Source organism: Desulfomicrobium aestuarii, assembly GCF_055385525.1.
Genome location: NZ_AP042427.1, coordinates 1,923,144 through 1,948,223, shown reverse-complemented (window position 1 = coordinate 1,948,223; position 25,080 = coordinate 1,923,144). Strand labels below are relative to the sequence as shown.

Annotated in this window: 22 protein-coding genes; 16 read left to right on the top strand and 6 right to left on the bottom strand. The window is 66.3% G+C overall.

Features of this window, described 5'->3' with window-relative positions; all coding sequences use genetic code 11:
- Positions 1–84 precede the first annotated feature (84 nt).
- Both ACZ5AC_RS08810 and ACZ5AC_RS08805 read left to right on the top strand, forming a co-directional pair.
- Positions 85–1,269, top strand: a complete 1,185-nt coding sequence (locus ACZ5AC_RS08810) for an alanine racemase (protein ID WP_464250575.1) — start codon at positions 85–87, stop codon at positions 1,267–1,269.
- Between the two features lie 75 nt (positions 1,270–1,344).
- Positions 1,345–2,304: an ornithine cyclodeaminase family protein gene (locus ACZ5AC_RS08805; protein WP_464250574.1), complete on the top strand. Its 960-nt coding sequence runs from the start codon at positions 1,345–1,347 to the stop codon at positions 2,302–2,304.
- A gap of 134 nt (positions 2,305–2,438) precedes the next feature.
- Here ACZ5AC_RS08805 and ACZ5AC_RS08800 read toward each other — a convergent pair whose 3' ends face one another.
- Entirely contained in the window at positions 2,439–3,098 is a 660-nt protein-coding gene (locus ACZ5AC_RS08800; protein WP_464250573.1) for a lactate utilization protein, read from the bottom strand.
- Between the two features lie 113 nt (positions 3,099–3,211).
- Positions 3,212–4,042 (bottom strand): WcbI family polysaccharide biosynthesis putative acetyltransferase, encoded by an 831-nt coding sequence (locus ACZ5AC_RS08795; RefSeq protein WP_464250572.1) that lies wholly within the window; start codon positions 4,040–4,042, stop codon positions 3,212–3,214.
- A gap of 159 nt (positions 4,043–4,201) precedes the next feature.
- Between ACZ5AC_RS08795 and ACZ5AC_RS08790 the strand changes: the two genes are divergently transcribed.
- On the top strand, positions 4,202–4,981 hold the full coding sequence (locus tag ACZ5AC_RS08790) for a Mut7-C RNAse domain-containing protein (RefSeq protein ID WP_464250571.1): 780 nt from the start codon (positions 4,202–4,204) through the stop codon (positions 4,979–4,981).
- A gap of 111 nt (positions 4,982–5,092) precedes the next feature.
- Here ACZ5AC_RS08790 and ACZ5AC_RS08785 read toward each other — a convergent pair whose 3' ends face one another.
- The gene (locus ACZ5AC_RS08785; protein ID WP_464250570.1) at positions 5,093–7,399 is read right to left on the bottom strand and encodes an ATP-binding protein; all 2,307 of its coding nucleotides are present in this window, start codon (positions 7,397–7,399) and stop codon (positions 5,093–5,095) included.
- Positions 7,389–8,384 (bottom strand): ABC transporter substrate-binding protein, encoded by a 996-nt coding sequence (locus ACZ5AC_RS08780; RefSeq protein ID WP_464250569.1) that lies wholly within the window; start codon positions 8,382–8,384, stop codon positions 7,389–7,391. Before ACZ5AC_RS08780 ends, ACZ5AC_RS08785 begins: the two co-directional genes overlap by 11 nt.
- An 88-nt stretch (positions 8,385–8,472) precedes the next feature.
- Between ACZ5AC_RS08780 and ACZ5AC_RS08775 the strand changes: the two genes are divergently transcribed.
- The 6 genes from ACZ5AC_RS08775 (at position 8,473) to ACZ5AC_RS08750 (ending at position 13,424) form a co-directional block, all read left to right on the top strand.
- Complete coding sequence (locus tag ACZ5AC_RS08775; protein WP_464250568.1) at positions 8,473–9,300, top strand: ADP-ribosylglycohydrolase family protein; 828 nt, start codon at positions 8,473–8,475, stop codon at positions 9,298–9,300.
- A 141-nt stretch (positions 9,301–9,441) separates the two neighbouring features.
- Positions 9,442–9,867 carry a DUF4079 family protein gene (locus ACZ5AC_RS08770; protein WP_464250567.1) on the top strand — a complete coding sequence of 142 codons (426 nt, stop codon included), beginning with the start codon at positions 9,442–9,444 and terminating at the stop codon, positions 9,865–9,867.
- A 128-nt stretch (positions 9,868–9,995) separates the two neighbouring features.
- Positions 9,996–11,000, top strand: a complete 1,005-nt coding sequence (locus ACZ5AC_RS08765; protein ID WP_464250566.1) for a tRNA dihydrouridine synthase — start codon at positions 9,996–9,998, stop codon at positions 10,998–11,000.
- 1 nt (position 11,001) lies between these two features.
- Positions 11,002–11,436: a YqaA family protein gene (locus ACZ5AC_RS08760; protein ID WP_464250565.1), complete on the top strand. Its 435-nt coding sequence runs from the start codon at positions 11,002–11,004 to the stop codon at positions 11,434–11,436.
- Positions 11,437–11,460: 24 nt separating this feature from the next.
- The gene (pyrC, locus tag ACZ5AC_RS08755; protein WP_464250564.1) at positions 11,461–12,444 is read left to right on the top strand and encodes a dihydroorotase; all 984 of its coding nucleotides are present in this window, start codon (positions 11,461–11,463) and stop codon (positions 12,442–12,444) included.
- Positions 12,441–13,424, top strand: coding sequence for a hypothetical protein (locus ACZ5AC_RS08750; protein ID WP_464250563.1), 984 nt, complete (start codon positions 12,441–12,443; stop codon positions 13,422–13,424). Before pyrC ends, ACZ5AC_RS08750 begins: the two co-directional genes overlap by 4 nt.
- A gap of 128 nt (positions 13,425–13,552) precedes the next feature.
- On the opposite strand, the gene ACZ5AC_RS08745 is transcribed toward ACZ5AC_RS08750, so the two are convergent.
- Entirely contained in the window at positions 13,553–14,449 is an 897-nt protein-coding gene (locus tag ACZ5AC_RS08745; RefSeq protein ID WP_464250562.1) for a VgrG-related protein, read from the bottom strand.
- A 318-nt stretch (positions 14,450–14,767) separates the two neighbouring features.
- Between ACZ5AC_RS08745 and ACZ5AC_RS08740 the strand changes: the two genes are divergently transcribed.
- The 4 genes from ACZ5AC_RS08740 (at position 14,768) to ACZ5AC_RS08725 (ending at position 18,657) form a co-directional block, all read left to right on the top strand.
- Positions 14,768–15,823 (top strand): extracellular solute-binding protein, encoded by a 1,056-nt coding sequence (locus tag ACZ5AC_RS08740; RefSeq protein WP_464250561.1) that lies wholly within the window; start codon positions 14,768–14,770, stop codon positions 15,821–15,823.
- A 64-nt stretch (positions 15,824–15,887) separates the two neighbouring features.
- Positions 15,888–16,976, top strand: a complete 1,089-nt coding sequence (locus ACZ5AC_RS08735) for an ABC transporter ATP-binding protein (protein WP_464250560.1) — start codon at positions 15,888–15,890, stop codon at positions 16,974–16,976.
- Positions 16,973–17,809: an ABC transporter permease gene (locus ACZ5AC_RS08730; RefSeq protein ID WP_464250559.1), complete on the top strand. Its 837-nt coding sequence runs from the start codon at positions 16,973–16,975 to the stop codon at positions 17,807–17,809. The genes ACZ5AC_RS08735 and ACZ5AC_RS08730 overlap by 4 nt, the downstream gene beginning before the upstream one ends.
- A complete protein-coding gene (locus ACZ5AC_RS08725) occupies positions 17,806–18,657 on the top strand; it encodes an ABC transporter permease (protein WP_464250558.1) in 852 nt (283 codons plus the stop codon). The genes ACZ5AC_RS08730 and ACZ5AC_RS08725 overlap by 4 nt, the downstream gene beginning before the upstream one ends.
- Positions 18,658–18,871: 214 nt before the next feature.
- Here the strand turns inward: ACZ5AC_RS08725 and ACZ5AC_RS08720 are convergent, their stop codons facing one another.
- Positions 18,872–19,189 carry a hypothetical protein gene (locus ACZ5AC_RS08720; protein ID WP_464250557.1) on the bottom strand — a complete coding sequence of 106 codons (318 nt, stop codon included), beginning with the start codon at positions 19,187–19,189 and terminating at the stop codon, positions 18,872–18,874.
- A 214-nt stretch (positions 19,190–19,403) separates the two neighbouring features.
- Between ACZ5AC_RS08720 and ACZ5AC_RS08715 the strand changes: the two genes are divergently transcribed.
- From ACZ5AC_RS08715 to ACZ5AC_RS08705, 3 genes are read left to right on the top strand one after another with little or no spacing between them, the layout of a single operon-like run.
- Positions 19,404–20,282, top strand: coding sequence for an NAD(P)-dependent oxidoreductase (locus ACZ5AC_RS08715; protein WP_464250556.1), 879 nt, complete (start codon positions 19,404–19,406; stop codon positions 20,280–20,282).
- Between the two features lie 58 nt (positions 20,283–20,340).
- Positions 20,341–23,697, top strand: a complete 3,357-nt coding sequence (locus ACZ5AC_RS08710; RefSeq protein WP_464250555.1) for a hybrid sensor histidine kinase/response regulator — start codon at positions 20,341–20,343, stop codon at positions 23,695–23,697.
- Positions 23,697–25,076, top strand: a complete 1,380-nt coding sequence (locus ACZ5AC_RS08705; protein WP_464250554.1) for a sigma-54-dependent transcriptional regulator — start codon at positions 23,697–23,699, stop codon at positions 25,074–25,076. Before ACZ5AC_RS08710 ends, ACZ5AC_RS08705 begins: the two co-directional genes overlap by 1 nt.
- Positions 25,077–25,080: the final 4 nt, after the last annotated feature.

The window sequence follows — 25,080 nt, the reverse complement described above, 5'->3', positions numbered from 1 at the left end:
TTAATCTCGGATTCAGGAATTGTAAATTGAACATGACGCGACAGATGCTATGATGCAGCCAAATCTCTGCCGGGAGGACGCATCATGAACGCACCACTATCACCGTTTCGGGCCCGGGACGCCCAGCCCGGACTGCCGTGCCCCCTCGACGCGCTGGACACGCCGTGCCTGCTGTTGGACGAGGCGCGCATGGACGGCAACATCGCCCGCCTGCGCACCCGCTTGGCTGGGGCCGGGGTGGCTTTCCGCCCGCACCTCAAGACAGCCAAGTCGTGGGAGATATCGCGGCGGCTCATGGCCTCGCCGCATGGGCCGGCCACGGTCTCTACACTGCGTGAGGCCGAGGAGCTGGCGGCCCGCGGCGTGACCGACATCACCTACGCCGTGGGCATCGCGCCGCAGAAGCTTCCCCGCGTGCTGGCCCTGCGGAGGCAGGGCGTGGACCTGACGGTGCTGCTGGACAGCGTGGCCCAGGCCCGTGCCGTGGCGGCCGCGTCGGACCCGGCCGACCCCATACCGGCGCTCATCGAACTGGACTGCGACGGTCACCGTTCGGGCGTGCAGCCCGGCGATTCGCAGCTGCTGCTGGCCATCGCCCACGCCCTGAAGCCCGCGGCCCGGCTGCGCGGCGTGCTGGTCCATGCCGGGGAGAGCTACGCGGCGCGCGGCGAGGAGGCCCTGGCCGCGGCGGCCGAAAGGGAGCGCGCCGCGGCGGTGGAAGCGGCCCGGACCCTGCGGGACGCGGGCTGGATCTGCCCCGTGGTCAGCGTCGGCTCCACGCCCACGGCCTTTTCGGCGCGCAGCTACGAAGGCGTGACCGAAGTCCGGGCCGGGGTCTTCGTCTTCTTCGATCTGGTCCAGGCCGGCATCGGCATCTGCGCCGTGGACGACATCGCCGTTTCGGTCCTGGCCACGGTCATCGGCCACCAGCGCGACAAGGGCTGGGCCATCGTCGACGCGGGCTGGACGGCCCTGTCCTGCGACCGGGGCACGGCCGGGCAGGCCGTGGACCAGGGCTACGGCCTGGTCTGCGACGCGGCTGGCCGCCCCTTGGGCGACCTGGTGGTCAGGGGCGTCAACCAGGAGCACGGCGTCGCGGCCCCGCGCTCGGGCAGGCCGTCCGACCTGCCGGACCTGCCCGTGGGCACGAGGCTGCGCATCCTGCCCAGCCACGCCTGCGCCACGGTCACGCAGTTCGACCGGTATCACGTCATCGGCGCGGGAGGGGAGGAGGTTACGGCGGTGTGGCCGAGGTTGATGGGGTGGTAGGGGGCGTGGTGTGGACGGTATGGACGATATGGACTTTATGGACTGACACGGACTGGTCGGTGCGGGGAGAGAAGGATGAAATTTGTCAGTGAGGATGTGGCGGGCAGGGTTGTGAGCATGGGCGAGGCCATCGCGGCGGTCGAGGCCATGTTCGTGGAATACGGGCGCGGTCTGGCCGAGGTGTTTCCGGTGGCGCAGGGGCGGGGGGCCGAGGCGGACACGTCGTTCAGCGTGAAGAGCGGGCTCATCGCCGGGAGCCGGAAGGTGGGGCTCAAGGTCGGCAGCTACTGGCCTTCCAACCGAGCGCGGGGGCTGGCGGCCCACGCCTCGACGACCCTGCTGCTGGATCCGGACACGGGGTATCCCGAGGCCCTCGTGGCGGCCTCGCACCTGACCTGCCTGCGCACGGCAGCCTCGGACGCCGTGGCCGTGAAGCACCTCTCGCGCCCGGACAGCCGGACCCTGGCCGTGTTCGGGGCCGGACACCAGTCCTGGTTCGAGGTGCTGGCCGTGCGCGAGGTGCGCCCCATCGAGAGGGTCTTCGTGGTCAACCGCTCGGAGTCGGCAGCAGAAGAGTTCGCGCGGCGCATCCGAGAGGAGCTCGGGCTTGAGGCCGCCGCGGCCAAGGCGGAAGAGGCCCTGGCCAGGGCCGACATAGTCGTCACGGTAACGGCGTCGCGCGGGCCGCTCTTCGCGGCCGGACTGGTGCGGCCCGGCACGCACGTCTCGGCCATGGGCGCGGACCAGCCCGGCAAGCAGGAGCTGGACACGGCCCTGGTGGTCGGGGCGGCGCTCTTCGCCGACGTGCCGGCTCAGTCCGTGAGCATCGGGGAATACGAAGCGGCTTTCAGGGCCGGGCTGGTCGCCATGGAGCGGATCACACCGATCGGTGCGGTTCTGAACGGCGCGCCGGGGCGGGTGTCGGCCGACCAGATCACCGTCTACGACAGCTCGGGCATGGCCCTGCAGGACCTGGCCGTGGCTTCCCTGGCCCTGCGCAGGGCGGAGGAGCGGGGGCTGGTGAGGACGGTTTGAGGGGGGAGTGGACGAGATGGACTAGAATGGACGAACACGGACCGACACGGACAAAAACAAGCCCCCCGAGATGGACGGTACAGTGTCCGTGATAGTCCGTGTCAGTCCATCTCGTCCATTCTAGTCCATTTTCCTCAATACCCCAGACTCTCCCCCACCAGCACCACGTGAATCCTGCCTTCGTCGCGCTGGCCTTCGATGATGGTCCAGGCGTTGCAGATCTTCTGCGGGCTGGCGCAGCGGTGGCAGCGGCCATCCTGGGTGCAGGGGGGCTCGTGGGCGGGGTTCAGGGCGTTCAGGCGCAGGTTGTTCATGGGCGCGGCGAAGTCGCGGATGCGGTCCATGGCCGATTCCAGGTCGCTGACGACCTTGTTCATGCCGACCAGCAGGATGACCTTCCTCGGTCCGAAGATCATGCCCGACACGCGGTTGCCTGTGCCGTCGAGGTTGACCAGGCGGCCGTCGAGGGTCACGGCGTTGCAGCTCGTGACCATGACGTCGGCCGTCAGGCCGCGGCGGCGCCGCTCGTCGCCTTCGGCCGGCGTCAGGCCCGGGACGTAGGGGTCGATGAGCTCCACGCCGGGCAGGGCGGCGATGTCCTTCCACAGCCCCAGCGACCCGACGGATTCCGAGCCGCAGCGGATGACGGAGCACGGCCCCTGGATCAGCGCCAGGACCTGGCTGCGCGCCTCCTCGACGGTCTCGGCGTAGCTGCCGTGCATGCGGCGCCTGTTGAGGTGCTTGATGAGGCGTTCGGCGTTCATCTGCCGGAATTTGCGGGTCGGTGCGTCCATGGGGAACCTCCGTGTTCGGCGCTGGCGAGGCAGCGGATGATGTGATTGACGACAGGACTGGACGTATTCCCGGAAGGGACATCGCGCAACCGGTTTTGGCCGGAGTCTGGCGGTTACGGCGCGTCGTGGTGGCCCTGCAGGAAGCCGATGAAATCCGTCACGCCCTCCCGCCTGGCCACGACGTAGTGGGCGACGTAGCGCGCGAAGGTGATGTCCCGCCCGAAGACATGCCACAAGGTGCCGGGGGCCGAATCCCAGCCGAAGAAGGCGGCGACGCTCGGGTGCACGGGCTGCTCGAACTCCGGGAAGGGTTCGTCCAGGGCCGCCAGGGCGTCCTCGTCCGGGGCCTCCAGGCCGAGCAGCCGAAGGACCCCCCTGGCCGCGTGGTCCATGAGGAGCCTGCCGGGGTGGTTGACGGTGTTGAAGATTCTGGACCGGGCGTACTCGGCTTCGAGCACGTCGACGTACGGGACCGGGGTCAGGGCCTGCTTGCTGCGCTCCTGGGCGAGGGATTGCGCGATGACTGCGGGCAGGCCGAACTTCGTGGTCAGGTCGGCGCGCAGGTACACGAGCGTCGTTTCCTCGGGCGACAGACCCTGTGCGATGAGCTCGTCGAGGAGGGTGCAGCGGAAGTTGAAGCCGCCTTGCCCGCTCCAGCCGGGCCAGTAGCCCTTGAAGAACATGTTGGGGATGCACAGGCTGCGGGCCGATGCGGGCAGTCGGGACACCAGGCGCTCCGAGGCCAGTCCGCCCCACTCGGGCCCCAGGTGCTGGTACAGGAAGAGGCCGCAGCGGGCCAGCATGTCGTCCGGCACGGGCTCGCGGGTGTAATTGGTATACTGGACGCACTCGAAGCGGTCCGCGAATTCCCGCGACGTCATGAGCCGCGCCAGCAGCGGTGCGCCCTGGCAGTTGGCGTGGAGGATGCAGGTAAGTTTGCCCATCTGGTCCGGGAACGGGTTGAAATATCAGTGAAACAGGATTGTCGTGCGTAGCACGGAAGCGTTTCGGGGGCAACTTCAGGTCGTCGGTGAAGTGCAACGGAAGAGTTGTTGGCGGTGCCCGAAGGGCGTACTCCCGGAGAAAACAGCCGGGGAGGGACCATGGGCGAGTTGCCGGCCACATTCGTCTTTCACGGGGACTTGCGCGACCTGTTGGGACGGGGGAAGGCCGGGGCCGATGGCCGCGTGACATATCCGGTCACGCGGCGCACGTCCGTCAAGGACGCCATCGAGGCCCTGGGCCCGCCGCACACGGAAGTGGGGGCCATCGAGGTCGACGGGCTGGAGGTCGGTTTCGGGCATCTGCTGGAGCCCGGACGCAGGATCGACGTTCGGCCCGTATCCGTTCCCTTCGACGTGCTGCGGCCGTCGCCGCTGCGTCCGGAGCCCCTGCCCCGCATCGCCTTCCTCGTGGATGCCAACGTCGGCCGGCTGGCCGGCCTCCTGCGCGCCCTGGGCTTCGACACGGCCCACGACCCGTCCCTGGGCGACGCGGCCCTGGCGGAGCTGGCCGCGCGCGACCGGCGCATCCTCCTCAGCCGCGACCGTCTCCTCCTCAAGCGCGGCATCGTGGACTACGGCCGCCTGATCCGGTCGCCGGACCCCGATACCCAGCTCCTTGAAGTCCTGCGTTTCTTCGGCCTGAGGCCACCCTTTGCGACCTTCACCCGCTGCCTGCGCTGCAACGATCCCCTCCAGACCGTGCCCAAGGCCGAGATAATCGACCGTCTGTTGCCCCTGACGAAGCTGCATTATGCCGATTTCCGGCGCTGTCCGCGCTGCGACCGGATCTATTGGGCTGGCTCGCACCATGAGAGGATGCACGAGAGGGTGGAGAGGATTTGTCAGGTGCTGGGGGGAGGTGAGGCTCGGGTGGATTGAGATGGACAGAGATGGACGAACACGGACATTGAGGCCAGGCACCAGCCCGTCACGTTGTTGCGGCCCCGTCCGTGCCCGTCCGTGTTCGTCCATCTCTGTCCATTCCCCCCGTCACCCCATCCCGGCCTTGCCTTCTCCCACCGCGCACAGCGCCTGTTCCAGGTCCTTCATGGCCACGGGTTTGGCCAGGTATTCGGTGAAACCCTGGGCCAGGAATTTTTCCCTGTCGCCTTGCAGGGCGTGTGCGGTGAGGGCGATGACGGGCAGCGTCAGTCCCAGGTCCTGACGGATGCGCCGGGTGGCTTCGGTGCCGTCCATGAGGGGCATCTGGATGTCCATGATGACGCAGTCGAAGGACTGCTCGTGCAGCAGGTCCAACGCCTGCTGTCCGTTGGCCGCGCAGGTGGGGTTGTGTCCGAGCTTTTCCAGGGTGCGTTTGAGGAAAATCTGGTTGATGGAATTGTCCTCGGCGACCAGCACGGACAGGCTGCCGGAGGCGTTCCTGTGCGCTGTCTCGGTTTCCGGTTCCGCGTCGGCGTGAAGGGCGTATTCAAGGGGGATGCCGACGAAGAATGTCGAACCGGCACCCTCCACGCTCTGCACTTCGATGGCCCCGCCCAGGATCTCCACGAGCTGCTTGACGATGGCCAGCCCCAGTCCGGTGCCCTGGTGGGTTCTGGTGGGAAAATGGTCGGCCTGGGTGAAGCGGTCGAAGATGGTCGGCAGCTTGTCCGCAGGGATGCCGCAGCCCGTGTCGCGGATCTCGAAGTGGAGGACGACGCCCTGGCCGTCCTCGGTGGGCGTCGCTGCGCTCAGGCGCAGTTCCACCTCGCCCTGCTCCGTGAACTTGATGGCGTTGCCGATGAGGTTGAAGAATATCTGGCGCAGGCGCAGTTCGTCCCCGCAGAGCATTTCCGGCACCTCGGCATCCAGGCGGAGGGACAGTTCGATGCCCTTTTCCCTGGCCCGGGGGGTGAAGAGGGCAATGGTCGCGTCGAGCATCTTGCGGACCTGGAAATTCGTGGGCTTGAGCACCAGCTTGCCGGCTTCGACCTTGGAGAAGTCGAGGATGTCGTTGATGATGTGCAGCAGGTTCTGGCCGGACTGGCGGATGAGGGCGAGGTAGTCCTGCACGGCCGGGGAGGACGGATTGTTCAGAGCCAGCTCGGCCAGCCCCATGATGCCCGTCAGCGGCGTGCGGATTTCGTGGCTCATGTGCGCCAGGAAGAGGCTCTTGGCCTCGTTGGCCTCCTCGGCCTTGCGGCGGGCCCGCTGCAACTCGCGCAGGGTCTGGCGCCGGATTTGGCCGATGACGGCCAGAAAGGCGATGACCACCAGCAGGGCCGTGACGACGATGCCGAAAATCGTGAAAAGGCGCCTGTTGGCCTCGAACAGGCTTTGGGGGCGGTTGAGCACTGTGGAGCCCGGCGGCAGGAGCCGTTCGCTGATCTGGAAGCGCGCCAGTTCGCGGTAGTCGAAGAGAAAGCGGTTGGCCGAACCTTTGACCACCGGGATTTCCGCGGGCGGAGTGCCGGCCAGGATGCGCAGGGCCATCCCGGCCGCGAGGCGTCCCTGTTCCGTGCCGTTGATCAGCTTGCCGCCGACAATGCCGTGTCCCAGGAAAAAATCCCAGAGCCCGTAGAGCGGGCAGCGGGCGTTGGCCCTGATGAGCGCGGCGCTCGGGCCGAAATCCAGCATGCGCCCGTCGAGGCCGGGGATGGCGTTGTTCAGGAAAAGGATGGTGCCTGGGCCGAGGGCCGCGACTTTTTCCACCAGGGCCGGCGTGGGGATGTCCTGCCAGAAATGGAACCGGGCCCGGCTGGCGTAGGCGGGCATGAGGCGCAGGAACTCGCTGCGGTTGGAACGGTCGGTGCTCGATTTCGCGCCGCCGATGATGACGACGTCCTTGGTGTCGGGGTGCAGCGCGAGGGCCGTTTCGAGGGTTTCCTGGGCGGAAATGATCTCCGATACGCCGGTCACGTCCGTCTCGCCGCGCAGCCTCTCGTTCTGGAAATTGTTCACCCCGCAGAAGACGATGGGAATGCCCCTGAAGAGTTCCTCGCGCCGCTTCAGGACAAAGGAAAATGCGGCGTCGTCGGAAACCACGACGAGGTCGAAGGTCATGGTGCGCAGGTGCGCAGCGATGACTTCGGCCTGCATGGCCATGAGGTCGGGGTCGGGAAAGCGCTTGGCGTCGAGGTATTCCGTCGTGATGGTGCACGTCTGGTTGGACTGGGCCAGCGTCTCGGTCAGCCCCTTGTGGATGTCGTCGGTCCAGCTCAGCCCGGGGTTGTAGGAGTGCAGCACCAGGATGTTGGGCGGCGTGCCTGCGCGAGCGTCCTCGGCCGCGAGAGCGTGTGCGGGGATCGACAGCGCGGCCAGCCAGAGGGTCAGGACAATGGCGAGATCATTCCACAAGTGCGGCCGCCTCCTGGGAGAGACGATGCGGGATTTCGATGCCGAGCTTGCGTGCGGTCAGGCTGTTCAGCATGATCAGTCCTCTGGTCTGGTTGATGACCGGGATGTCGCCGGCGCGTTCACCGCCGAGGATGCGCAGGGCCAGGGACGCGGCCAAGGTCCCGTGTTCGAAGCCGGTCTGGATCACGCCGCACAGCGTGCCGTCGGCCACGGTGTAGTCGTAGAATCCCAGGGTGGGCAGAACGGCGTTGTCCCGCGTCCAGAGCATGATCTGTTCGGCAGGCACGATGTGGCCCTCGGCATCGGTCAGGTTGTTGTAGGTCATGACGGCCAGGGCGTCGTAATCGGAACCGGCGGCCAGGACTCGCTTCTGCCATTCTTCGAAGCTGTCGATGGCGAACCAGGAGGCCTCGATGTCGTCCGGCCCGGAGGAATTCATCTTGTCGGCTTCCGTCAGGCTCGAAGGGCGGGTGTCCCTGAGGACCGCGATTTTCCTGATGGACGGCTTCAGGCGTCGCAGCAGTTCAAGCCCCTTGGCCCACGCCAGGTTCTCGACCACGCCCGTGACATTGATTGCCGGGTATCCGTATGTGGCGGGGGCCTTGTTCACGCCGCAGAACACGAAGGACGGGGCCGAGGCGTTGCCGGCGTACTGCGCGGCGAAATACTTCTGGGCGTTGTCGTCGCTGACGATGACGACGTCAGGCCGGAATTCCAGCATGATGTCCGTGGCCTTGCGGCCGGCGGCAATGATGTCGGCCTCGCGCGGCCGGAGGTTCGTGTCCATGAAGAAGGTGCGTATCTGCACCTGTCGCGGGAGCAGTTCGCGCTGCAGCGCGTCGTCGATGTCTGCGGTCCAGGCGAAGCCGCGGTCGTAGCTGTGCACCACGAGCACCTTTCTGCCCGGAAAACCGCCGTCCGCGGCGGCGGGCGGCGCGGCGCTCACGAGCAGGAGAAACAGGGCGAAAATGGCGTTGCAGTACATGGCCCTTCCTGCCATATGCGGCTGCAGGCCGCAATATGGCCGGCTTTCTCCGGGCGCTCGGCGGGCGTCGATGGACGGGATGGACGAAATGGACCATATGGACTCCATGGCCGGCCGAATCCCGGCCAAGGAGTTCCCCATGCTAGGCGCCATCGCCGGTGACATCATCGGTTCCATGTACGAGCACAGGCCCGTCAAGACCAAGGAGTTCCCCTTCTTCGCCGCGGGTTGCCGGTTTACGGACGACACCGTGCTGACCGTGGCCGTGGCCGACGCCATCCTCTCCGGCCGCGGGTACGCCGACGCCCTGCACGATTTCGGCCTCAGGTACCCCCGCGCCGGCTACGGCGGGTCTTTTCTGGAGTGGCTGCACGCGCGGGAGCGGGCGCCCTACGGGAGCTGGGGCAACGGTTCGGCCATGCGCGTCAGCCCCGTGGGCTGGGCCTTCGACAGCGAGGACGACGTGCTCGAACACGCCCGCCTCTCGGCCGAGGTCACGCACGACCACCCTGAAGGGATCAAGGGAGCGCAGGCCGTTGCCCTGGCCGTGTTCCTGGCCCGCACCGGGAGTTCCAGGGAGAGCATCCGAGAGCGCGTCGCCGACCTGTCCGGCTACGATCTCGATGCGTCCGTGGACGAGATCAGGGCCGACTACGCCTTCGACGTGTCCTGCCAGGGCAGCGTGCCCCAGGCCATCGTCTGCTTCCTGGATTCGGATTCCTGGGAGGACGCCGTGCGCAACGCCGTGTCCCTCGGCGGCGACAGCGACACCCAGGCCTGCATGGCCGGCGCCGTGGCCGAGGCCTTCTACGGCGGAGTGCCGGCGGCGGTGCGGCGGACGGCGCTGCGTTTCCTGCCCCATGACCTGGCTGCCGTGGTCGAGGATTTCCGTCAGGTCTTCATGCCCGATTCGTGACTTTTCCCGGTACGGAATGGCCGACCGGCCTGCCCGGTGTGCTTGCCGACGATCGCGTCCGGTCTTGTCAATCGCGTTCCCCTCATCTATGCACTGGCGATTCCGCTTTCCTCTGGCGCATCACACCTCAAGGAGTTCATCATGCTCTGGATTCATCCCCTGCTGCAGCTCGCCGCCACCGGCCTGGCCGTCTACGTCCTGTCCCTCGGGTGGGTGCGCTTCCAGGTCAACCATTTCGGGAAGCGGGGCAAGTTCATGTGGGCGGACCACGTCAAGCTTGGCAAGATCACCCACATCATGTGGATGGCGGGGCTGGTCCTGGGCCAGTACGCCGTGACCCGCGAGTGGGGGAGCAACGGCGTGACCGGCAACCACTACATCATCGGCCAGATGATCATGCCCTGCATCGCCGGCGGCTACATCACCGGCGTCATCATGGACCGCGACAAGAAGAAGCGCCGCTACATGCCGCTCGTGCACGGGGTCTTCAACGCCCTGGCCCTGCTCCTGGCCCTGGCCCAGGTGGCCACGGGCTGGCTGGTCATCCGCGAGTTCATGCTGAACTGATCGCAGGGCGGTCGCGATATTTTGGAGGCGCTCTTCGGTTGAAGGGCGCCTTTTTTTGACGGCTGCCACCATGCCGACCGCGCACCGTTTTCCGGAGTGACACACCTCATATGCCGTCTGCACATCCCATGATTTCCGTACCGCTCAAGGTCGGTTCCGCCGTCGTCCCCTCGCGGCTGGCCCTGGCGCCCATGGCGGGGCTGGGGCATGTGGCCATGCGGGAGGTCATCGCCGGGTTCGGGGGGTACGGGTTCATGGTCACGGAGATGTGCAACGCCCGGGCCGTGCCGCAGGAGAACCGCCTGTTGTCGCCGGTCTTCCGCTGGCGGGACGGGGAGGCGGGGAGCCTGGTCTGCCAGATTTTCGGCGGCGAGCCCGGGGAGATGGCCTCAGCCGCGCGGCGCATCGAGGCCGAGGGGCTTTTGGGCGTGGACATCAACATGGGCTGCTCCGTGGCGGCCATCTGCAAGAAGGGATACGGCGCGGCGCTGCTGAAGGACCCGCAGCGCGCCGTGGCCATCGTGCGGGCCGTACGGGATGCCGTGCGCTGTCCGGTCATGGTCAAGTTCCGCAGCGGCTGGGAGAACTCGCCGGACCTGGCCGTGGACCTGGCCCGGCGCTTCGAGGACGCCGGGGCCGACCTGCTGACCTTCCACCCGCGCGTGGCCCCGGACCGCCGTTCCCGGCCGCCCCGCTGGGAGCATATCCGGGCCGTGGCGGGGGCCGTGTCAATCCCGGTCTTCGGCAACGGCAACGTCTTCTGCGCCGCTGACTGCGCGCGGATGCTGGGCGATACGGGCTGCGCCGGGGTGTCCATCGGGCGCATGGCCATCGCCAGACCCTGGATTTTCGCCGAACTGGCGGGTACGTTTACGCCCGACGAGGACGTCTACCTGCGCACGGCCCTGGCCGTCATCGAGGCCATATGGCGGCACTACGAGCCGACCCGGGCCATCAAAATGTACAAGAAGTACGCCCCGTACCTGGCCGCCAACTTCGTCTTCGGCCACAGCCTGTGGCCCGCGCTGGTGCGCGGCGAGACCCGCGAGGACATGGCCGACAACGCCGTGCGCGTCCTGGGACCGCGGCCCCGGGTGGCCTCAACCCCCAACGCCTTTCTCTTCACGGCCTGACATGGAACAGCTGCTCCTCGATTACGGCCTTTACGGGCTCTTCGTCCTGGCCTTCCTGGCGGCCTCGGTCTTCCCTGTGCCTTCGGAGCCGGGGTTCGCGGCCATGATCCTGGCCGGGTCCGACCCCGTGGCCTGCGTCGCCGCCGCCACCCTGGGCAACACCTTGGGCGCGGCCACCACCTGGGCCGTGGGGCGGTGGGGGAGCGAGGCCTTCCTGCGGCGCTTCCTGGGCCTGTCCGAGGTCAACCGCGAGCGCGCGCGGCGCATCTTCGCCCGCTTCGGGCCCTGGAGCCTGCTCCTGGCCTGGGCCCCGATCATCGGCGACCCCCTGTGCGCCGTGGCCGGACTTTTCAGCCTGCCCATGATCCGCTTCTTCCCGCCCGTGCTGATCGGCAAGTTCGCCCGCTACGCGGCTCTTGCCTATCTCCTTTCCTGACATAGCAGGCATCATGGAGGATTCATGCTGACATTGCATTCCCCCCTCGACATGCATGTCCACCTGCGCCAGGGCGACATGCTCTCATTGGTCGCGCCGCACACGGCCCGCTCCTTCGCGGCCGCCGTGGTCATGCCCAACCTGACGCCGCCCGTGACGACCACGGCCCAGGTGCGGGAGTACCGGCAGTCCATCATTCAGGCGGCGGGGCAGCCCTTCACGCCGCTCATGACCCTCTTTTTCCGGGAATACTCCCGCGCCGAACTGGAGGAGGCCAGGCCGCACGTCATCGGCGTCAAGCTCTACCCGGCCGGCATGACCACCAACTCCGAGGCCGGCCTGGCCGACATGGACCGCGCCGCGCCGACCCTAGGGATCATGGAGGACCTGGGGCTCCCGTTGCTGGTCCACGGCGAGGGATGCGGCTTCGTCATGGACCGCGAGGCCGAGTTCCTGCCCGTGGTCGAACGCTGGGCGCGGGCCTTCCCGAAGCTGCGCATCGTCCTGGAGCACGTGACCACGGCCGCCGGGGTCGCGCTGCTGGACCGCTGCGACAACGTCTTCGCCACCGTGACGCTGCACCACCTGCTCATCACTTTGGACGACGTCATCGGCGGGCTCATGCGGCCGCATCTCTTCTGCAAGCCCGTGGCCAAGCGGCCCGAGGACCGCGCGGCCCTGCGCGAGGCGGCGCTGAACCACCCCAAAGCCTTCTTCGGCAGCGACACGGCGCCGCATCCCGTAAGCGCCAAGGAAGCCCCGGGCTGCGCCGCCGGCATCTTCTCCGCGCCCGTGGCCCTGCCGGCCCTGGCCGCGCTGTTCGAGGAACTGGGCGCCCTGGACCGGCTGCAGGCCTTCGTTTCGGACCGCGCCTGCGCTGCCTACGGGTTTGCGCCGCCCGAGCGCGAGGCTGTGCTGGAGCGCAGGACCTGGACCGTGCCGGAGCGCTTCGGTCCTGTCGTCCCGTACCTGGCCGGGCAGAACCTGAACTGGATGGTGGTGGGGTGAGCATGTACGTTGCCGTGCTGCGTGACAGGGGACGGCCGCGCTTCGAACTGCGCCGGACCATGCCCCGCGAGGAGGGCCTCGGCTTCGAGGTCCTGGCGGACCTGGGGACCGACCCGAGCAAAGCGGTCCTTTTCGGGCGTTTCGGCATGTCCTATGCCGAGGAACTGCTGGAGGTGCTGGCCCATCTGGACCTGGACCCGGACGCCCTGGACGGGGCCTTCGCCCCCTTCGCGCCCCAGGGCTACAAACCGTCCGCGGACCGGGGCAAGGTCTGGCGGCGGACGGTGCTGACCCGCGCCCAGGAGGATGAAATTCTCGCCCTGCACCCCTTCGACCGTCGGCGCATGGCTTTCCTGCGCTCGGGCGAGGTCAACCTGAGCCGCATCGACGAGGTCAACCCGAAGATGTTTCGCGGGCTGGTGGGCAAGGGCCGCGACGAGCTGGAGCAGCTCTTCCTGCGCATGGAGCGCGAGCTGCCCCTGCGGGAGGCGAGGTCCTACGTCCACGCCGTCTTCAACCTGCAGCGCCATTTCGCCGACATCACGGCCCGCAGCATGCCCGAGGCCCTGGACCCCGGGCGCCTGGACGAGGCCTTCCTGCACGAGTTCTGCGCCATCCTGGGCGACCCGTCCTTCGGCCGGGGCCTGCCGACGGGACCCGAAGCCTACCTGCGGCGCTACGCGCTGCTGCATTTCGACTTCGATTTTCCGGCCGCGGACGGCTTCCGGCGCATCTACGAAGACTTCATGAACGACTTCCGCCGCCTGCCGCCGCGGCCCAAACCCGTTGAGCCCGAGCGGGTGCGCGAGCTGTTCGGCCTGACCATGGCCGAGATCGGGAGGATGTCCAAACGCGAGTTCGCGCGGGTCTTCCGCAAGAAGGCCATGTCCATGCACCCGGACAAGGGCGGGGACCACGACGCCTTCGTGGAGCTTCTGGAGACGTACAAGCGGATGATCAGGGGGAAGAGCGAAGGGTGAGGGGAAGAGGGTAGGCGTGGACGATATGGACGAAATGGACGAGATGGACGTTATGGACCAGGCACAGCCCTGTCCATGCCGTCCATGAAGTCCATATCGTCCATCACAGCCTCTGCTTAAGCCTGTGCCTAGGCCCTGGCGTCCTCGCCCTGGAGCATGGCCAGGACCATTTCCTTCTCCGTGTTCATGCGGCCGCGCACGCTGGCCTGGACGCCTGCGGTCGATGAGCCGAACTGGGATTTGCGGTTCTCGTAGACCTTGTCGATGAGTTTCTGGGCGAACCTGTTTTCGGGCAGTTCGCCGTCGATGGACTTGATGGCGCGGCTGAAGATTTTGGCCGCTCCCGCCGGTCCGTGCTGGACGGCCGTACTCCACAGGGCCTCGCGCGCCGCTGCGGGCAGTTCGTCCACGTTCATGCCGGTGCGTGACAGGATTTTGTCCTTGGCCGGTTCGTAGTGGGTGGATTCGATGAATTCCCGCTGCAGCCGGCCGAATTTTTCCGGGTCCTTTTCGGCGATGCTGCGCCAGGCGTCGGGCATGCGACCCTTGGTCGAGCCCGTGTTGGCCGCCCCGGCGGCCTTCAGCTTGGCGGCCCAGTCGGGCTCCCTGTCCTTCAGAAACTCGATGAACTCCTTCATGGTGCCCGGTTTGGAGGCGATCTGGTAGGTGCCGTAGGAGGTGCCGCCGTTCTTGTCGTAGCCGATGGCGCTGACCCCTTCCGTCCCCGACTCGAATGCGGCCGAGAGTTCGCCGATTCCGGCGTGGGCGTCGCCTTTGGAGCCCTTGCCGCCGGTCGTGGCGGGGGATTGACGCATGAGGGAGGCCAGCCCCGTCAGGGCGCTCTGCATGAGGGAATTGTCCATGGCCGAACCGTCGACCTGCGCGCCGAGGGCCTGCGCGTTGCCGCCGTCCATCGCCTTGCGCATGTGGGACTGGAATCTGTCGGCGCCGGCGGCGGAGCGTCCCTGGCGTGGCGGGGCCGTCCCGAGGATGGTCATCAGCTGGATTGGGTCGATAAGGCTCATGCGTGTTCTCCGTGTCAAAAACCTGTCGCAAAAGAGGGCTTTGCACCCGTCAAGCAGGTTTCGGGCCATCGTGGATGTGCTCTCCCGTGCGCTTGTCTTGTCGTGTGAACGCCCAGGGTTATGCCCGCCCAAATCTCCCGCGAACGTGCCGGGCGGTGGCAGATTTTTCCGCGTTTCCCCGTCCATCCGCTCCGAGTGCCGCCTCCCGTCACGAATTGTCCCCGAACCGCCTTGGAACAATCACCGTCTTGTCAGTTTTGCTTGCCAGTGCTAGAGATCGTTCTGATTTTCCATCACATCTTTTAAGGAGAATTTCGTATGAAACGTCTTGTCCTGCTGATGGCACTGATGCTCGCCGGTTCTTCCGCGGCCATGGCCGACACCCTGCAGCTTTTGACCTGGAAGGGCTACGCGCCCAAGGAGCTTGTCGACAAGTTCCAGGCCGAGACCGGCATCAAGGTCGAGGTGACCTACTCCAACAACGAGGAAATGATCGCCAAGCTGCGGGCCACGCGCGGCGCGGGCTTCGATCTGGCCCAGCCCAGCCAGGACCGCATCTCCTCGGTGCAGGAGGAGTTCGGCATCTACCAGCCCATCGACTATTCCAAGATCCAGGCCGAGCTCTTCATCCCCTCCATGCTCGAAGCCGTGAAGAAGAACACCCTGGTCGGCGGCGCGTCCTACGCCGTGCCCTTCTGCTGGGGCACCTCCGGCCTGGTGGTCAACGCCGCCCAGGCCAAGGACGCCACGTCCTGGAAGGCGCTCATCGACCCGCAGTACAAGGGCCGCATCAGCTACCGGCTGAAGAGGCCCGTGCTCATCGGCCTCGGATTCGCCATGGGTTACGACCCCTTCGCCCTCTACGCCGACGAGAAGGCCTACGGCGAGATGCTCGCCAAGATCGAGGCCGAGCTGATCAAGGCCAAGCCCCTGGTCAAGAACTACTGGGCCAACGGCGACCAGCTCCTGGAATCCGTGCGCTCGGGCGAGGTGACCGTGGCCGAGGCCTGGGACAACGGCGGCTGGAAGCTGCACGACGAGAACAAGGACCTCGACTTCGTGGCCCCGGTCGAGGGCGCTCTGGGCTGGATCGACACGTTCACCATCCCGGCCAAGGCCAAGAACGTCGAAGCCGCCTACAAGTGGATCAACTTCATGCTCAAACCCGAGAACAGCGGCTACTTCACCTCCGCCGAGAAGACGCCCACGGCCTCCAAGGACGCCGCGCCCTTCGTCGACAAGGCCTTCCAGGCCAACTTCGACCGCTCCTTCCCCCAGGCGGTCATCGACAACATCAAGTGGTACCCGCCCGTGCCCGCCAAGCTCGAAGCCATGGAAGGCAAGGTGCTGGACAAGGTCAAGGCCGCCAACTAACGTCCCGCGGGTCCGCAGCCGGTCGGCTGCGGACCCCCCTCCCCATTTTTTTCAAGGAAGGCGCATGCAACCCGATCTGGTCGTTTCCCATCTGGTCAAGGATTTCGGAACGTTTCGGGCCGTGGACGACGTCTCGTTCCCGGTGCCCAAGGGTTCCTTCTTCTCAATCCTCGGCCCCTCGGGCTGCGGCAAGACGACGCTCCTGCGCATGATCGCGGGCTTCGAGGAACAGACGGGCGGGACCATCGAGATCAGCGGCCGGGACATGCGCGGGGTCACGCCCGACAAGCGCCCCGTCAATCTGGTCTTCCAGCATCTGGCGCTCTTCCCCATGATGGACGTGGCCGAGAACATCGCCTTCGGCCTCAAGCGTCGCAAGGTGTCCTCGGCCGAGATCCGCAGGCGCACGGAGGAGATCCTGGAGCGCGTCGACCTGCCCGGCTACGGCGCCAAGCGCATCAACCAGCTTTCCGGCGGCCAGAAGCAGCGCGTGGCCATCGCCCGCTGCCTGGTCCTCGAACCGAGTCTCCTGCTCCTGGACGAGCCCCTGGGCGCCCTGGACCTCAAGCTCCGGGAGCAGATGAAGGTCGAGCTCAAGAAGCTGCAGGCCAAGATCGGGACGACCTTCATCTACATCACCCACGACCAGTCCGAGGCCCTGGTCATGTCCGACACCGTGGCGGTCATGAACAGGGGGCGCTTCGAGCAGGTCGGCACGCCCCAGGAACTCTACGGCGACCCACACACCCCCTTCGTGGCCGGGTTCGTCGGCGACAGCAACCGCTGGGAGGGCGAGGTGGTGGAGATGGACGGCGAGACGGTCCTGGTCCGCACCGACGAGGATCTGGTCTTCCGGGCCCGGCGCAAGGCCGACGCCGGCAAGGGCCCGGCCACGCTCTTCCTGCGGCCCGAGGCCATGGTCATCGAGCCCGTCGACGCCGCAGGCCTCAACACCTTCCCGGTCACGGTCAGAGCCATCCTCTTTGACGGCGCCAACAGCCGGCTGCTGACGGCCACGCCGTCGGGCCACGAGCTCCTGGTGGCCCTGCCCCAGAACCGCGCCTTCGACCACATCCGGCCAGGCGCGGACATCACCCTGGGCTGGCACCCGCAGTCCGGCATCGCCTTCGGACGCGGGGAGGGCAGACCATGAGGCGCGGCGGCCTGTTCTGGCTCTTCCTGACGCCGGTCCTGGTCTGGCTCTTCCTGCTCATCGTCCTGCCGCACCTGGACCTGCTGATCCTGAGCTTCCGGGCCGACGGGGCCTGGAGCCTCGAAAACTACGGCACCTTTTTCACCGAGCCCATCTACTGGCTGACCTTCGTGCGCACGGCGGCCTATTCGGTCATCACCACCTTCCTGACCCTGGTCGTGTCCCTGCCCGTGGCCTTCTATATTACCAAGCTCTCGCGGCCCGGGGTGCGCGGCTTCCTCATGGTGCTGCTGCTCCTGCCGTTCTGGGTCAGCGAGCTGGTGCGCGTCTACGGCTGGATGATCCTGCTGCGCGAGTCTGGGGTGCTGAACTACTTCCTGCTGCAGCTGGGGCTTCTGGAGAAGCCCGTGGAGATGCTCTACAACGACGCGACCATGATCATGGGACTCGTGTACACCTCCATGCTCTTCATGGTCGTGCCCCTGGTCTCGGTCATGGAGGGCCTCGACGACAGCCTCGTCGAGGCGGCCTACGACCTGGGCGCGAGCAAGACCTGCATCTGGCGCACGATCATCATCCCGCACTGCAAGCCGGGCATCACCTCGGGCTCCATCGTGGTCTTCATGCTCGTGCTCGGCAATTATCTCACACCCAACCTCATGGGCGGCAAGAACTCCCTGTGGTTCACGGAGCAGATCTACAACCAGTTCATCGCCAGCTTCAACTGGAACCAGGGCGCGGCCTTCGGCTTCATGCTCCTGGCGCTCAGCTCGCTCATCATCTGGCTGGGCCTGAAGATCACGGGCCAGCGCCTGGGCGAGGTGGCGTCATGATCCGCTCCCTGCCCAGATCGCGGGCCTACGACCGGTCCTTCGTCGTTTTCGTGGTCCTGTATTTCGTCTTCCTCTTCGCGCCGCTGCTGGTGACCTGCGTGCTGGCCTTCAACGACTCCGACTTCCCGTCCCTGCCCTGGCGGGGCTTCACCCTGGACTGGTTCCTGGCCGACGGGCCAAAGCGCGTCGGCATCTTCGAGGACGCGGACAACCTGCGCGCCATCTGGGTCAGCTTCCGGACGGCCATCTGGGTGTCCGCGTCCTGCGTGGTGGTGGGGGTGTGCGCGGCCTTCCTGTTCGAGCAGGAGAACTTCCGCGGGAAGAACTTCCTGTATTTCCTCATGCTCGCGCCTCTGGTCATCCCCGGCGTGATCCTGGGCATCTCCATCCTGCTGGGCGCGACCACGGCGGGCATCTATTTCGAGGACCACTGGAACCTCGACATCGAGCTCTTCCGGCCCAGCTTCTGGCTGGTGGTCGTCGGGCAGTTCTCCTTCATCACCACCTTCGTGACCCTCGTCGTGTCGGCCCGGCTGCGCAAGTTCGACCGCTCCCTCGAAGAGGCGGCCCTGAACCTCGGCGCCACGCGCCTGCAGGTCATCTGGCACATCACCCTGCGTTACCTGCGCACGTCCATCATCGGCTCCGGGGCCGTGGCCTTCCTGATGAGCTTCGAGAACTTCAACACCACGCTCTTCCTCGTGGGCTCCCAGCCGACCCTGCCCATCAACCTCTACCTGCAGGTCCGCGACGGCTCCACGCCGGTCATCAATTCCGTCTCGTTTTTGCTCATCGTGGGGACGTCGCTGCTGGCGCTGGGGAATTTGTACCTGGACAGGAAGGAGTAGGGGAGCTGGGGCTGCCTGGACGAGATGGACGAAATGGACCTCATGGACGATATGGACGGGGTTCCCAGAGTGCGCGGAGGCCTGGTCCATATCGTCCATGAGGTCCATGCCGTCCATGACAGCCTTCCTTCCCCCGTTTGACTTTGCCTTCCCCCGGGGCCAATAAAAAAGCCGCTCTTGCAAGCGGCTTTTTACATCGGCGCGGAAAAGGCGGTTATTTGCGGGCGCTTTTGTTGATGGTCTCCACGAGTTCCGCGGCTGCCTGGGACGAGGCGCCCTGCTGGGTCTGCTCGTCGAGGGACTGGGCCTTGGGCCAGCGGCAGCGGTGGTAGGAGATGGTGGCCTTCTGGGACAGCTGGTCGATCTTGGCCAGCATGACGCCCATGGCTTCCTGGGTGATGACGATGTGCCCGCACTCGTTGCACTTGGGCACGGGGACGTCTTCGAAACAAAAGAGATGATTACGGCATTCCATCTGATAGGAGATGTTTTCTTCGGCGACGGCGTCGCATCCGCATTTTTGGCAGATCATGGCAACCTCGTAGTGGTCTGGTCTATCTATATTGAACCGGGACAATCGTTCCTTATAAGCATGTTTTCGGCGTTTGGCAATCACTTGTCTACGCCTCTGAAATCATGATTTTTTATGTTTCACGGGAAAACCGGTCCGGAAGGCGCCAGGCGGGTTCCTGCGGACGGTGTTTCGTGCCGGTTGGCACTCATCTTGAATATGTTTTGGAGGTACTATGAGCAGAATCGGTTGGGTCGGAATAGGCGTCATGGGACGGTCCATGTGCGGCCATCTGCTGGCCGCGGGCCACGAGGTCCGCGTGTTCACGCGCACGAAGGCGTCGGCCGCGGGCGTCCTCGAAGCCGGGGCCGTGTGGTGCGACCGGCCCGGGGACGTGGCCGAGGGTTCGGACTTCGTGTTCACCATCGTCGGCTACCCGTCCGACGTGCGCGCCGTGTACCTGGACGAGGGCGGACTGGTCGACCGGGCCGCGCCCGGCACCGTGCTGGTCGACATGACCACCTCGGAACCGGCCCTGGCCGTGGAGATTCACGCGGCCGCCGCGGCCCGCGGTGTGCACTCCCTGGATGCTCCGGTTTCCGGCGGCGATCTCGGCGCCCGCAACGCCGCCCTGGCCATCATGGTCGGGGGCGGGCAGGAGCCTTTCGACAGGACCGTGCCCCTCTTCGAGAAGATGGGGAAGAACATCCGCCTCATGGGCGGGCCGGGCGCGGGGCAGCACACGAAGATGAGCAACCAGATCCTCATCGCCGGCACCATGATCGGCGTGGTCGAGTCGCTCCTCTACGCCGTGCGCGCGGGCCTCGACGTGGACGCGGTCATCGACGTCATCGGCAGCGGGGCGGCCGGGTCCTGGTCCATCAACAACCTGGGCCGGCGCATCGCCAAGGATGATTTCGACCCGGGCTTCTACATCAAGCATTTCGTCAAGGACATGGGCATCGCCCTGGCCGAGGCCAAACGCATGCGCATCAGCCTGCCGGGCCTGGCCCTGGTGGAGCAGCTCTACGTGGCGGCCATGGCCCAGGGCCTGGAGAACATGGGCACCCAGGCCCTCTACACCGCCCTGAAGAACATCACCGCCGCCGGGTAGGGCAAGCGGGCCGCGGGGCCCCGCCCCGCGGCTGAAAACGGCATTTCGCGGAGAATTCGTGCGCATCCTCCTTCTCGCCCTCTGTCTGTTCTGCCTGACCCCTCACGCCACGGCGCAGGACGAGCAGAAGATCAACATCCTCTACCTCAACTCCTACCACAACGGGTACGAGTGGTCGGACAGCATATTCGAGGGCGTGCGGGACACCTTCCGGCAGAGCGGGAAGAACATCTACCTGCAGATCGAGTACATGGACTCCAAGCGATTCTCCACGGAGAAGATCAACGAGATCCTGCTCGACTACTACAAGTTCAAGTTCAGGACCACGCGCTTCGACCTTATCGTCACCTCCGACAACCACGCCTACGAGTTCATGGCCCAGCACGGGGACGAGCTCTTTCCCGACGTGCCCATCGTCTTCTGCGGCATCAACGACGTCGAGGCGGGCAAGGTGCCCATGCGCAGCCGCATGACGGGGGTGCTGGAAGAGTTCGACGTGCCGGTCAACATCCAGACGGCCCTCAAGTTCCATCCGGGCAAGAAGCGTCTGGTGGTCATCGGCGACCAGAGCCTGACCGGCGTGGCCATCGCCAACCAGGTGCGGGCGCAGCTGCACCTGCTGCCGCCCGAGATCGAGGTGGAGTTCCTGGACGAATTCAGCCTGGACGAGCTGGTGTCCAAGGTGCGCTTCGCGGCCGCCGACAGCATCTTCTTCTTCATCCCCTTCTACAAGGACGTGGGAGAGGCCGTGTACTCGGCCCAGGACCTCCTGGAGATCGTCTGGGAAAAGACCGAGGCTCCCCTCTACGGGGCCTGGGAATTCCTGCTCGGGCACGGGCTGGTGGGCGGCAAGCTCATCAGCGGCTACGCCCATGGCCAGGCCGCGGCCGAGATGGGCCTGCGCATCCTGAACGGCGAGTCGCCGGCCCGCATCCCCATCACCGTCAGCCCCGACGAGCCGCCCAAGTTCGACTACCGCGTGCTCATGCGCCTCGGGATCAACCTGAAGCTCCTGCCCGAGGGCAGCGTGCTGATCAACGAACCGTCGCCGTTCTACTCCATCAACCGGCACCAGTTCTGGACCATCATCATAAGCCTGGTCATCCTGTCCATGGTTCTGGTGCTCCTGGTCATCAACATCCTCGAGCGCAAGCAGATCGAGGTGCGCATCAAGAACCAGCTGTCCTTCCTGCGCACGCTCATGGACACGCTGCCCGTGCCCATCTGGTTCACGGACCGCAGCGGGGCCATCGCCGGCGTCAACCGGGCCTTCGAGACCTGGTTCGGGGTCGGCTGGCAGCAGGACCGCGCCTCCAAGGGGCCGGTCCTGGCCGATTCGCGTTTCGCGCCCATGCTCGACGCGCGCATGGACTCCTTCGAGGACCAGATCATGCACGCCGACGGCGCCCTGCGCTCGGCGGTGCTGCACAAGGCCACCTACGCCGACGCCCAGGGCGACAACGCGGGCGTCGTCGGCGTCATCTACGACATCTCCGACCGCAAGAAGGCCGAGGACGACCTGCGCGCGGCCGAGGAGAAGTACCGCACCATCTTCGAGAACTCGGCCCTGGGCATCTTCCAGACCACGCCCGACGGCTCCTGGATCGTGGCCAACCCCGCCCTGGCGAGGATGCTTGGCTATTCGAGCCCGGAAGAGCTCATGGCCGGCAACCCGAACATCTCGACCCTCTACTACCAGCAGAGCGACCGCGACCGGGTGGTCGATCTCTATGAGCAGAACCGCGGCGGCATCGAGGTCGAAATCCTCTTCCGTCGCCGCGACGGGGCCGTCATCACGGCCAACCTCAACGCCCGGGCCGTGCGCGGCTGCGACGACGGCTTCTGTCATTTCGAGGGCTTCATCGAGGACATCACCGACCGCAAGGCCGCGGAGTTGGCCCTGGCCGCGTCCGAAGCCATGCTGCAGCTCGTCCTCGACACCATCCCCCAGCTCGTGCACTGGAAGGACAAGCGGCTGCGCATCATCGGCGCCAACCGCAACTTCCTGGCCCATGTGGGCCGCACTGAGCTGGCCTCCATCCTGGGCAAGACCTACGGCGAGGTCCTGACCGACGCCGACGAGATCCAGCGCATCGCGGAGCTCGACCGGGAGGTCATCGAGACCGACGAGCCGCGTTTCCGCATGCGCATGGAGACCCTCAACGCCGCCGGCGAGACCATGTGGCTGCTGGTCAACAAGGTTCCCCTGCACGGGCCGCGGGGCGAGGTGGTCGGCATCCTGAGCACGGCCGAGGACATCACCCAGACCATCAGCCTCGAAAAACAGCTCCTGCAGTCCCAGAAGATGGAGGCCATCGGCACCCTGGCCGGAGGCATCGCCCACGATTTCAACAACATCCTGACCTCCATCATGAATTCCACCGAGCTGGCAATGGAGGACATCCCCGAGGACAGCATCGCCTGGAAGGACCTGGAGCGCAGCCTCAAGGCGGCGGTGCGGGGAAGCGGGCTCATCAAGCAGATCCTGACCTTCAGCCGCCCGACCCAGGAGGGCTTCGTGCCCACGGACCTGCGCGAGGTGGTCAGCGAAGCCGTGGCCCTTGTCCGCGTCTCCATGCCCCGCAACATCAGCGTGCATTCGCACGTCGACGACGGCCTGCCCCAGTGCCTGGCCGACCCGACGCAGGTCCACCAGATCGTCATGAACCTGGCGACCAACGCCTTCCAGGCTCTGGGCGCCAGGGGCGGCAACATTTTCATCAGTCTGGGCCGCCTGACCCTGGACCGCGACGATCCCCGCTTCGGGGGACTTGCCCCGGGCCTTTACAGCCTGCTGCGGATCGAGGACGACGGGCCCGGCATCCCCGAGGACATCCAGGACAAGATCTACGACCCCTTTTTCACCACCAAGGGCAAGGGCGAGGGGACGGGACTGGGGCTGGCCGTGGTCCACGGCATCGTGCGCAACCACGGCGGCGGTATCCGCCTCGCGAGCAGCCCCGGATGCACCCGTTTCGACATCCTTCTGCCGAGCATGAACGACTTCTGCCTGCTGCCGGGCTCCTGCGACGGCGGAGTGGCCATGGGCACCGAGCGCCTGGCCTTCATCGAGGACGACGAGGACCAGCTGCAGCTCATTCCGCGCGTGCTCGACCAGCTCGGGTACACGGTGCACCCGTTCCACTGCGCGGCGGAGGCCATCGAGGCCGTCTGCGGCGGCCTCGGGATCGATCTGGTCGTCACGGATTTCGACATGCCGGGCATGAACGGCTTCGACGTGGCCGCGGCCCTGAAGGACTGCCGCCCCGAGCTGCCGGTCATCATGGTCTCGGGCCGCAAGCACGCGGCCGAGTTCACCCCGCAGTCGGGCAACATCAGGCTTTTCGTGAGCAAACCATATAACAAGGACATCCTCGGGCGGGCCATCCGGGATGTTCTGGACAAGGATGCATGATGGCGAGGATTCTGATCATCGACGACGACACGCAGGTCTGCGAAACCCTCGAAAGCCTGGTCCGCAGGCTGGGGCACGAGTGCCTTGCGGCCCAGACCCTGAAGGATGGACTTGCGCAGCTGGGCACGGGGAACTTCGACCTCGTCTTCCTCGACGTGCGCCTGCCCGACGGCAACGGATTGGAGGCCCTGGGCCAGATCCGCAGCCAAGCCTCGCCGCCGGACGTCATCGTCCTGACCGGCCAGGGCGACCCGGAAGGCGCGGAACTGGCCATCCAGGGAGGCGTCTGGGACTACCTGGTCAAACCGTCACCCATCAAGCAGATCAAGGAGACGCTGAACCGGGCTCTGGCCCAGCGGGAGGATAGGAAGGACCTGTCCCTGGATCTCACGGACGTGGTGGGGCAGAGCAACGCCATGCGCCAGTGCTACGAACGCCTGGCCCAGGCCAGCGGCTCGGACTCGACGGTCCTGGTCACGGGCGAGACGGGCACGGGCAAGGAGCTGCTGGCCCGGACCATCCACCGCAACTCGGGCCGGGCCGACCGCGCCTTCGTGGTCGTGGACTGCGCGGCCCTGACGGAATCCCTGCTGGAGAGCATCCTTTTCGGCCACACCAAGGGCGCCTTCACGGGCGCGGCCCGGGACCGCGTGGGCCTGGTCAAGCTCGCCGACGGGGGCACCCTGTTTCTGGACGAGATTGGCGAGCTGCCCCTCTCGGCCCAGAAGACCTTCCTGCGCGTCCTGCAGGAACGCCGTTTCAGGCCCGTGGGCGGCAGCCAGGAACTGCAGAGCGACTTCCGCCTCATCTCGGCCACGAACCGGGATCTGTCGGCCATGGTCGCGGCGGGGGAGTTCCGGCAGGATCTCTTCTACCGCATCAACACCATCCACCTGACGCTGCCGCCCCTGCGCGAACGGGAGGAGGACATCCTGATCCTGGCGCGGCACCGCATCGACAAGCTCTGCCGGCAGCGCAACATCCCGGTCAAGGAGATGGACCCCGAGTTCATGGCCATGCTCCGTCTTTACGATTGGCCCGGAAACGTCCGCGAACTCTTCAACACCGTCGAGCAGGCCTTCGTGCTGTCCGGTGCGGAAAAGACGGTCTACGTGCAGCACCTGCCGCAGGCGGTGCGCATTCGGGTGGCCAAATCCATGCTGGGAAGGGGGCGTGAAGATGCGTTGGAAGAGGCTGGGGGCGGAAGGGACGAGGAGAATCTCCCTTCACTGAAGGACTTCAAGACCGCGATGGAAAGGGAGTACCTGCAGAGGCTCTTGCGGGCCCATGGGAGGGATATCCCCAAGATGCTCAGCGTATCGGGACTTTCCCGGTCTCACCTCTACGCCATGCTCAAGAAGCACGACCTCGAAGCGTAGTTCA

Coding starts and splice junctions, on each gene's coding strand:
- ACZ5AC_RS08705 (WP_464250554.1), top strand. CDS start 23,697: ATGGCGAGGATTCTGATCATCGACGACGACACGCAGGTCTGCGAAACC.
- ACZ5AC_RS08810 (WP_464250575.1), top strand. CDS start 85: ATGAACGCACCACTATCACCGTTTCGGGCCCGGGACGCCCAGCCCGGA.
- ACZ5AC_RS08800 (WP_464250573.1), bottom strand. CDS start 3,098: ATGGACGCACCGACCCGCAAATTCCGGCAGATGAACGCCGAACGCCTC.
- ACZ5AC_RS08790 (WP_464250571.1), top strand. CDS start 4,202: ATGGGCGAGTTGCCGGCCACATTCGTCTTTCACGGGGACTTGCGCGAC.
- ACZ5AC_RS08795 (WP_464250572.1), bottom strand. CDS start 4,042: ATGGGCAAACTTACCTGCATCCTCCACGCCAACTGCCAGGGCGCACCG.
- ACZ5AC_RS08745 (WP_464250562.1), bottom strand. CDS start 14,449: ATGAGCCTTATCGACCCAATCCAGCTGATGACCATCCTCGGGACGGCC.
- ACZ5AC_RS08740 (WP_464250561.1), top strand. CDS start 14,768: ATGAAACGTCTTGTCCTGCTGATGGCACTGATGCTCGCCGGTTCTTCC.
- ACZ5AC_RS08765 (WP_464250566.1), top strand. CDS start 9,996: ATGATTTCCGTACCGCTCAAGGTCGGTTCCGCCGTCGTCCCCTCGCGG.
- ACZ5AC_RS08770 (WP_464250567.1), top strand. CDS start 9,442: ATGCTCTGGATTCATCCCCTGCTGCAGCTCGCCGCCACCGGCCTGGCC.
- ACZ5AC_RS08805 (WP_464250574.1), top strand. CDS start 1,345: ATGAAATTTGTCAGTGAGGATGTGGCGGGCAGGGTTGTGAGCATGGGC.
- ACZ5AC_RS08730 (WP_464250559.1), top strand. CDS start 16,973: ATGAGGCGCGGCGGCCTGTTCTGGCTCTTCCTGACGCCGGTCCTGGTC.
- pyrC (WP_464250564.1), top strand. CDS start 11,461: ATGCTGACATTGCATTCCCCCCTCGACATGCATGTCCACCTGCGCCAG.
- ACZ5AC_RS08720 (WP_464250557.1), bottom strand. CDS start 19,189: ATGATCTGCCAAAAATGCGGATGCGACGCCGTCGCCGAAGAAAACATC.
- ACZ5AC_RS08780 (WP_464250569.1), bottom strand. CDS start 8,384: ATGTACTGCAACGCCATTTTCGCCCTGTTTCTCCTGCTCGTGAGCGCC.
- ACZ5AC_RS08715 (WP_464250556.1), top strand. CDS start 19,404: ATGAGCAGAATCGGTTGGGTCGGAATAGGCGTCATGGGACGGTCCATG.
- ACZ5AC_RS08725 (WP_464250558.1), top strand. CDS start 17,806: ATGATCCGCTCCCTGCCCAGATCGCGGGCCTACGACCGGTCCTTCGTC.
- ACZ5AC_RS08760 (WP_464250565.1), top strand. CDS start 11,002: ATGGAACAGCTGCTCCTCGATTACGGCCTTTACGGGCTCTTCGTCCTG.
- ACZ5AC_RS08775 (WP_464250568.1), top strand. CDS start 8,473: ATGGACCATATGGACTCCATGGCCGGCCGAATCCCGGCCAAGGAGTTC.
- ACZ5AC_RS08735 (WP_464250560.1), top strand. CDS start 15,888: ATGCAACCCGATCTGGTCGTTTCCCATCTGGTCAAGGATTTCGGAACG.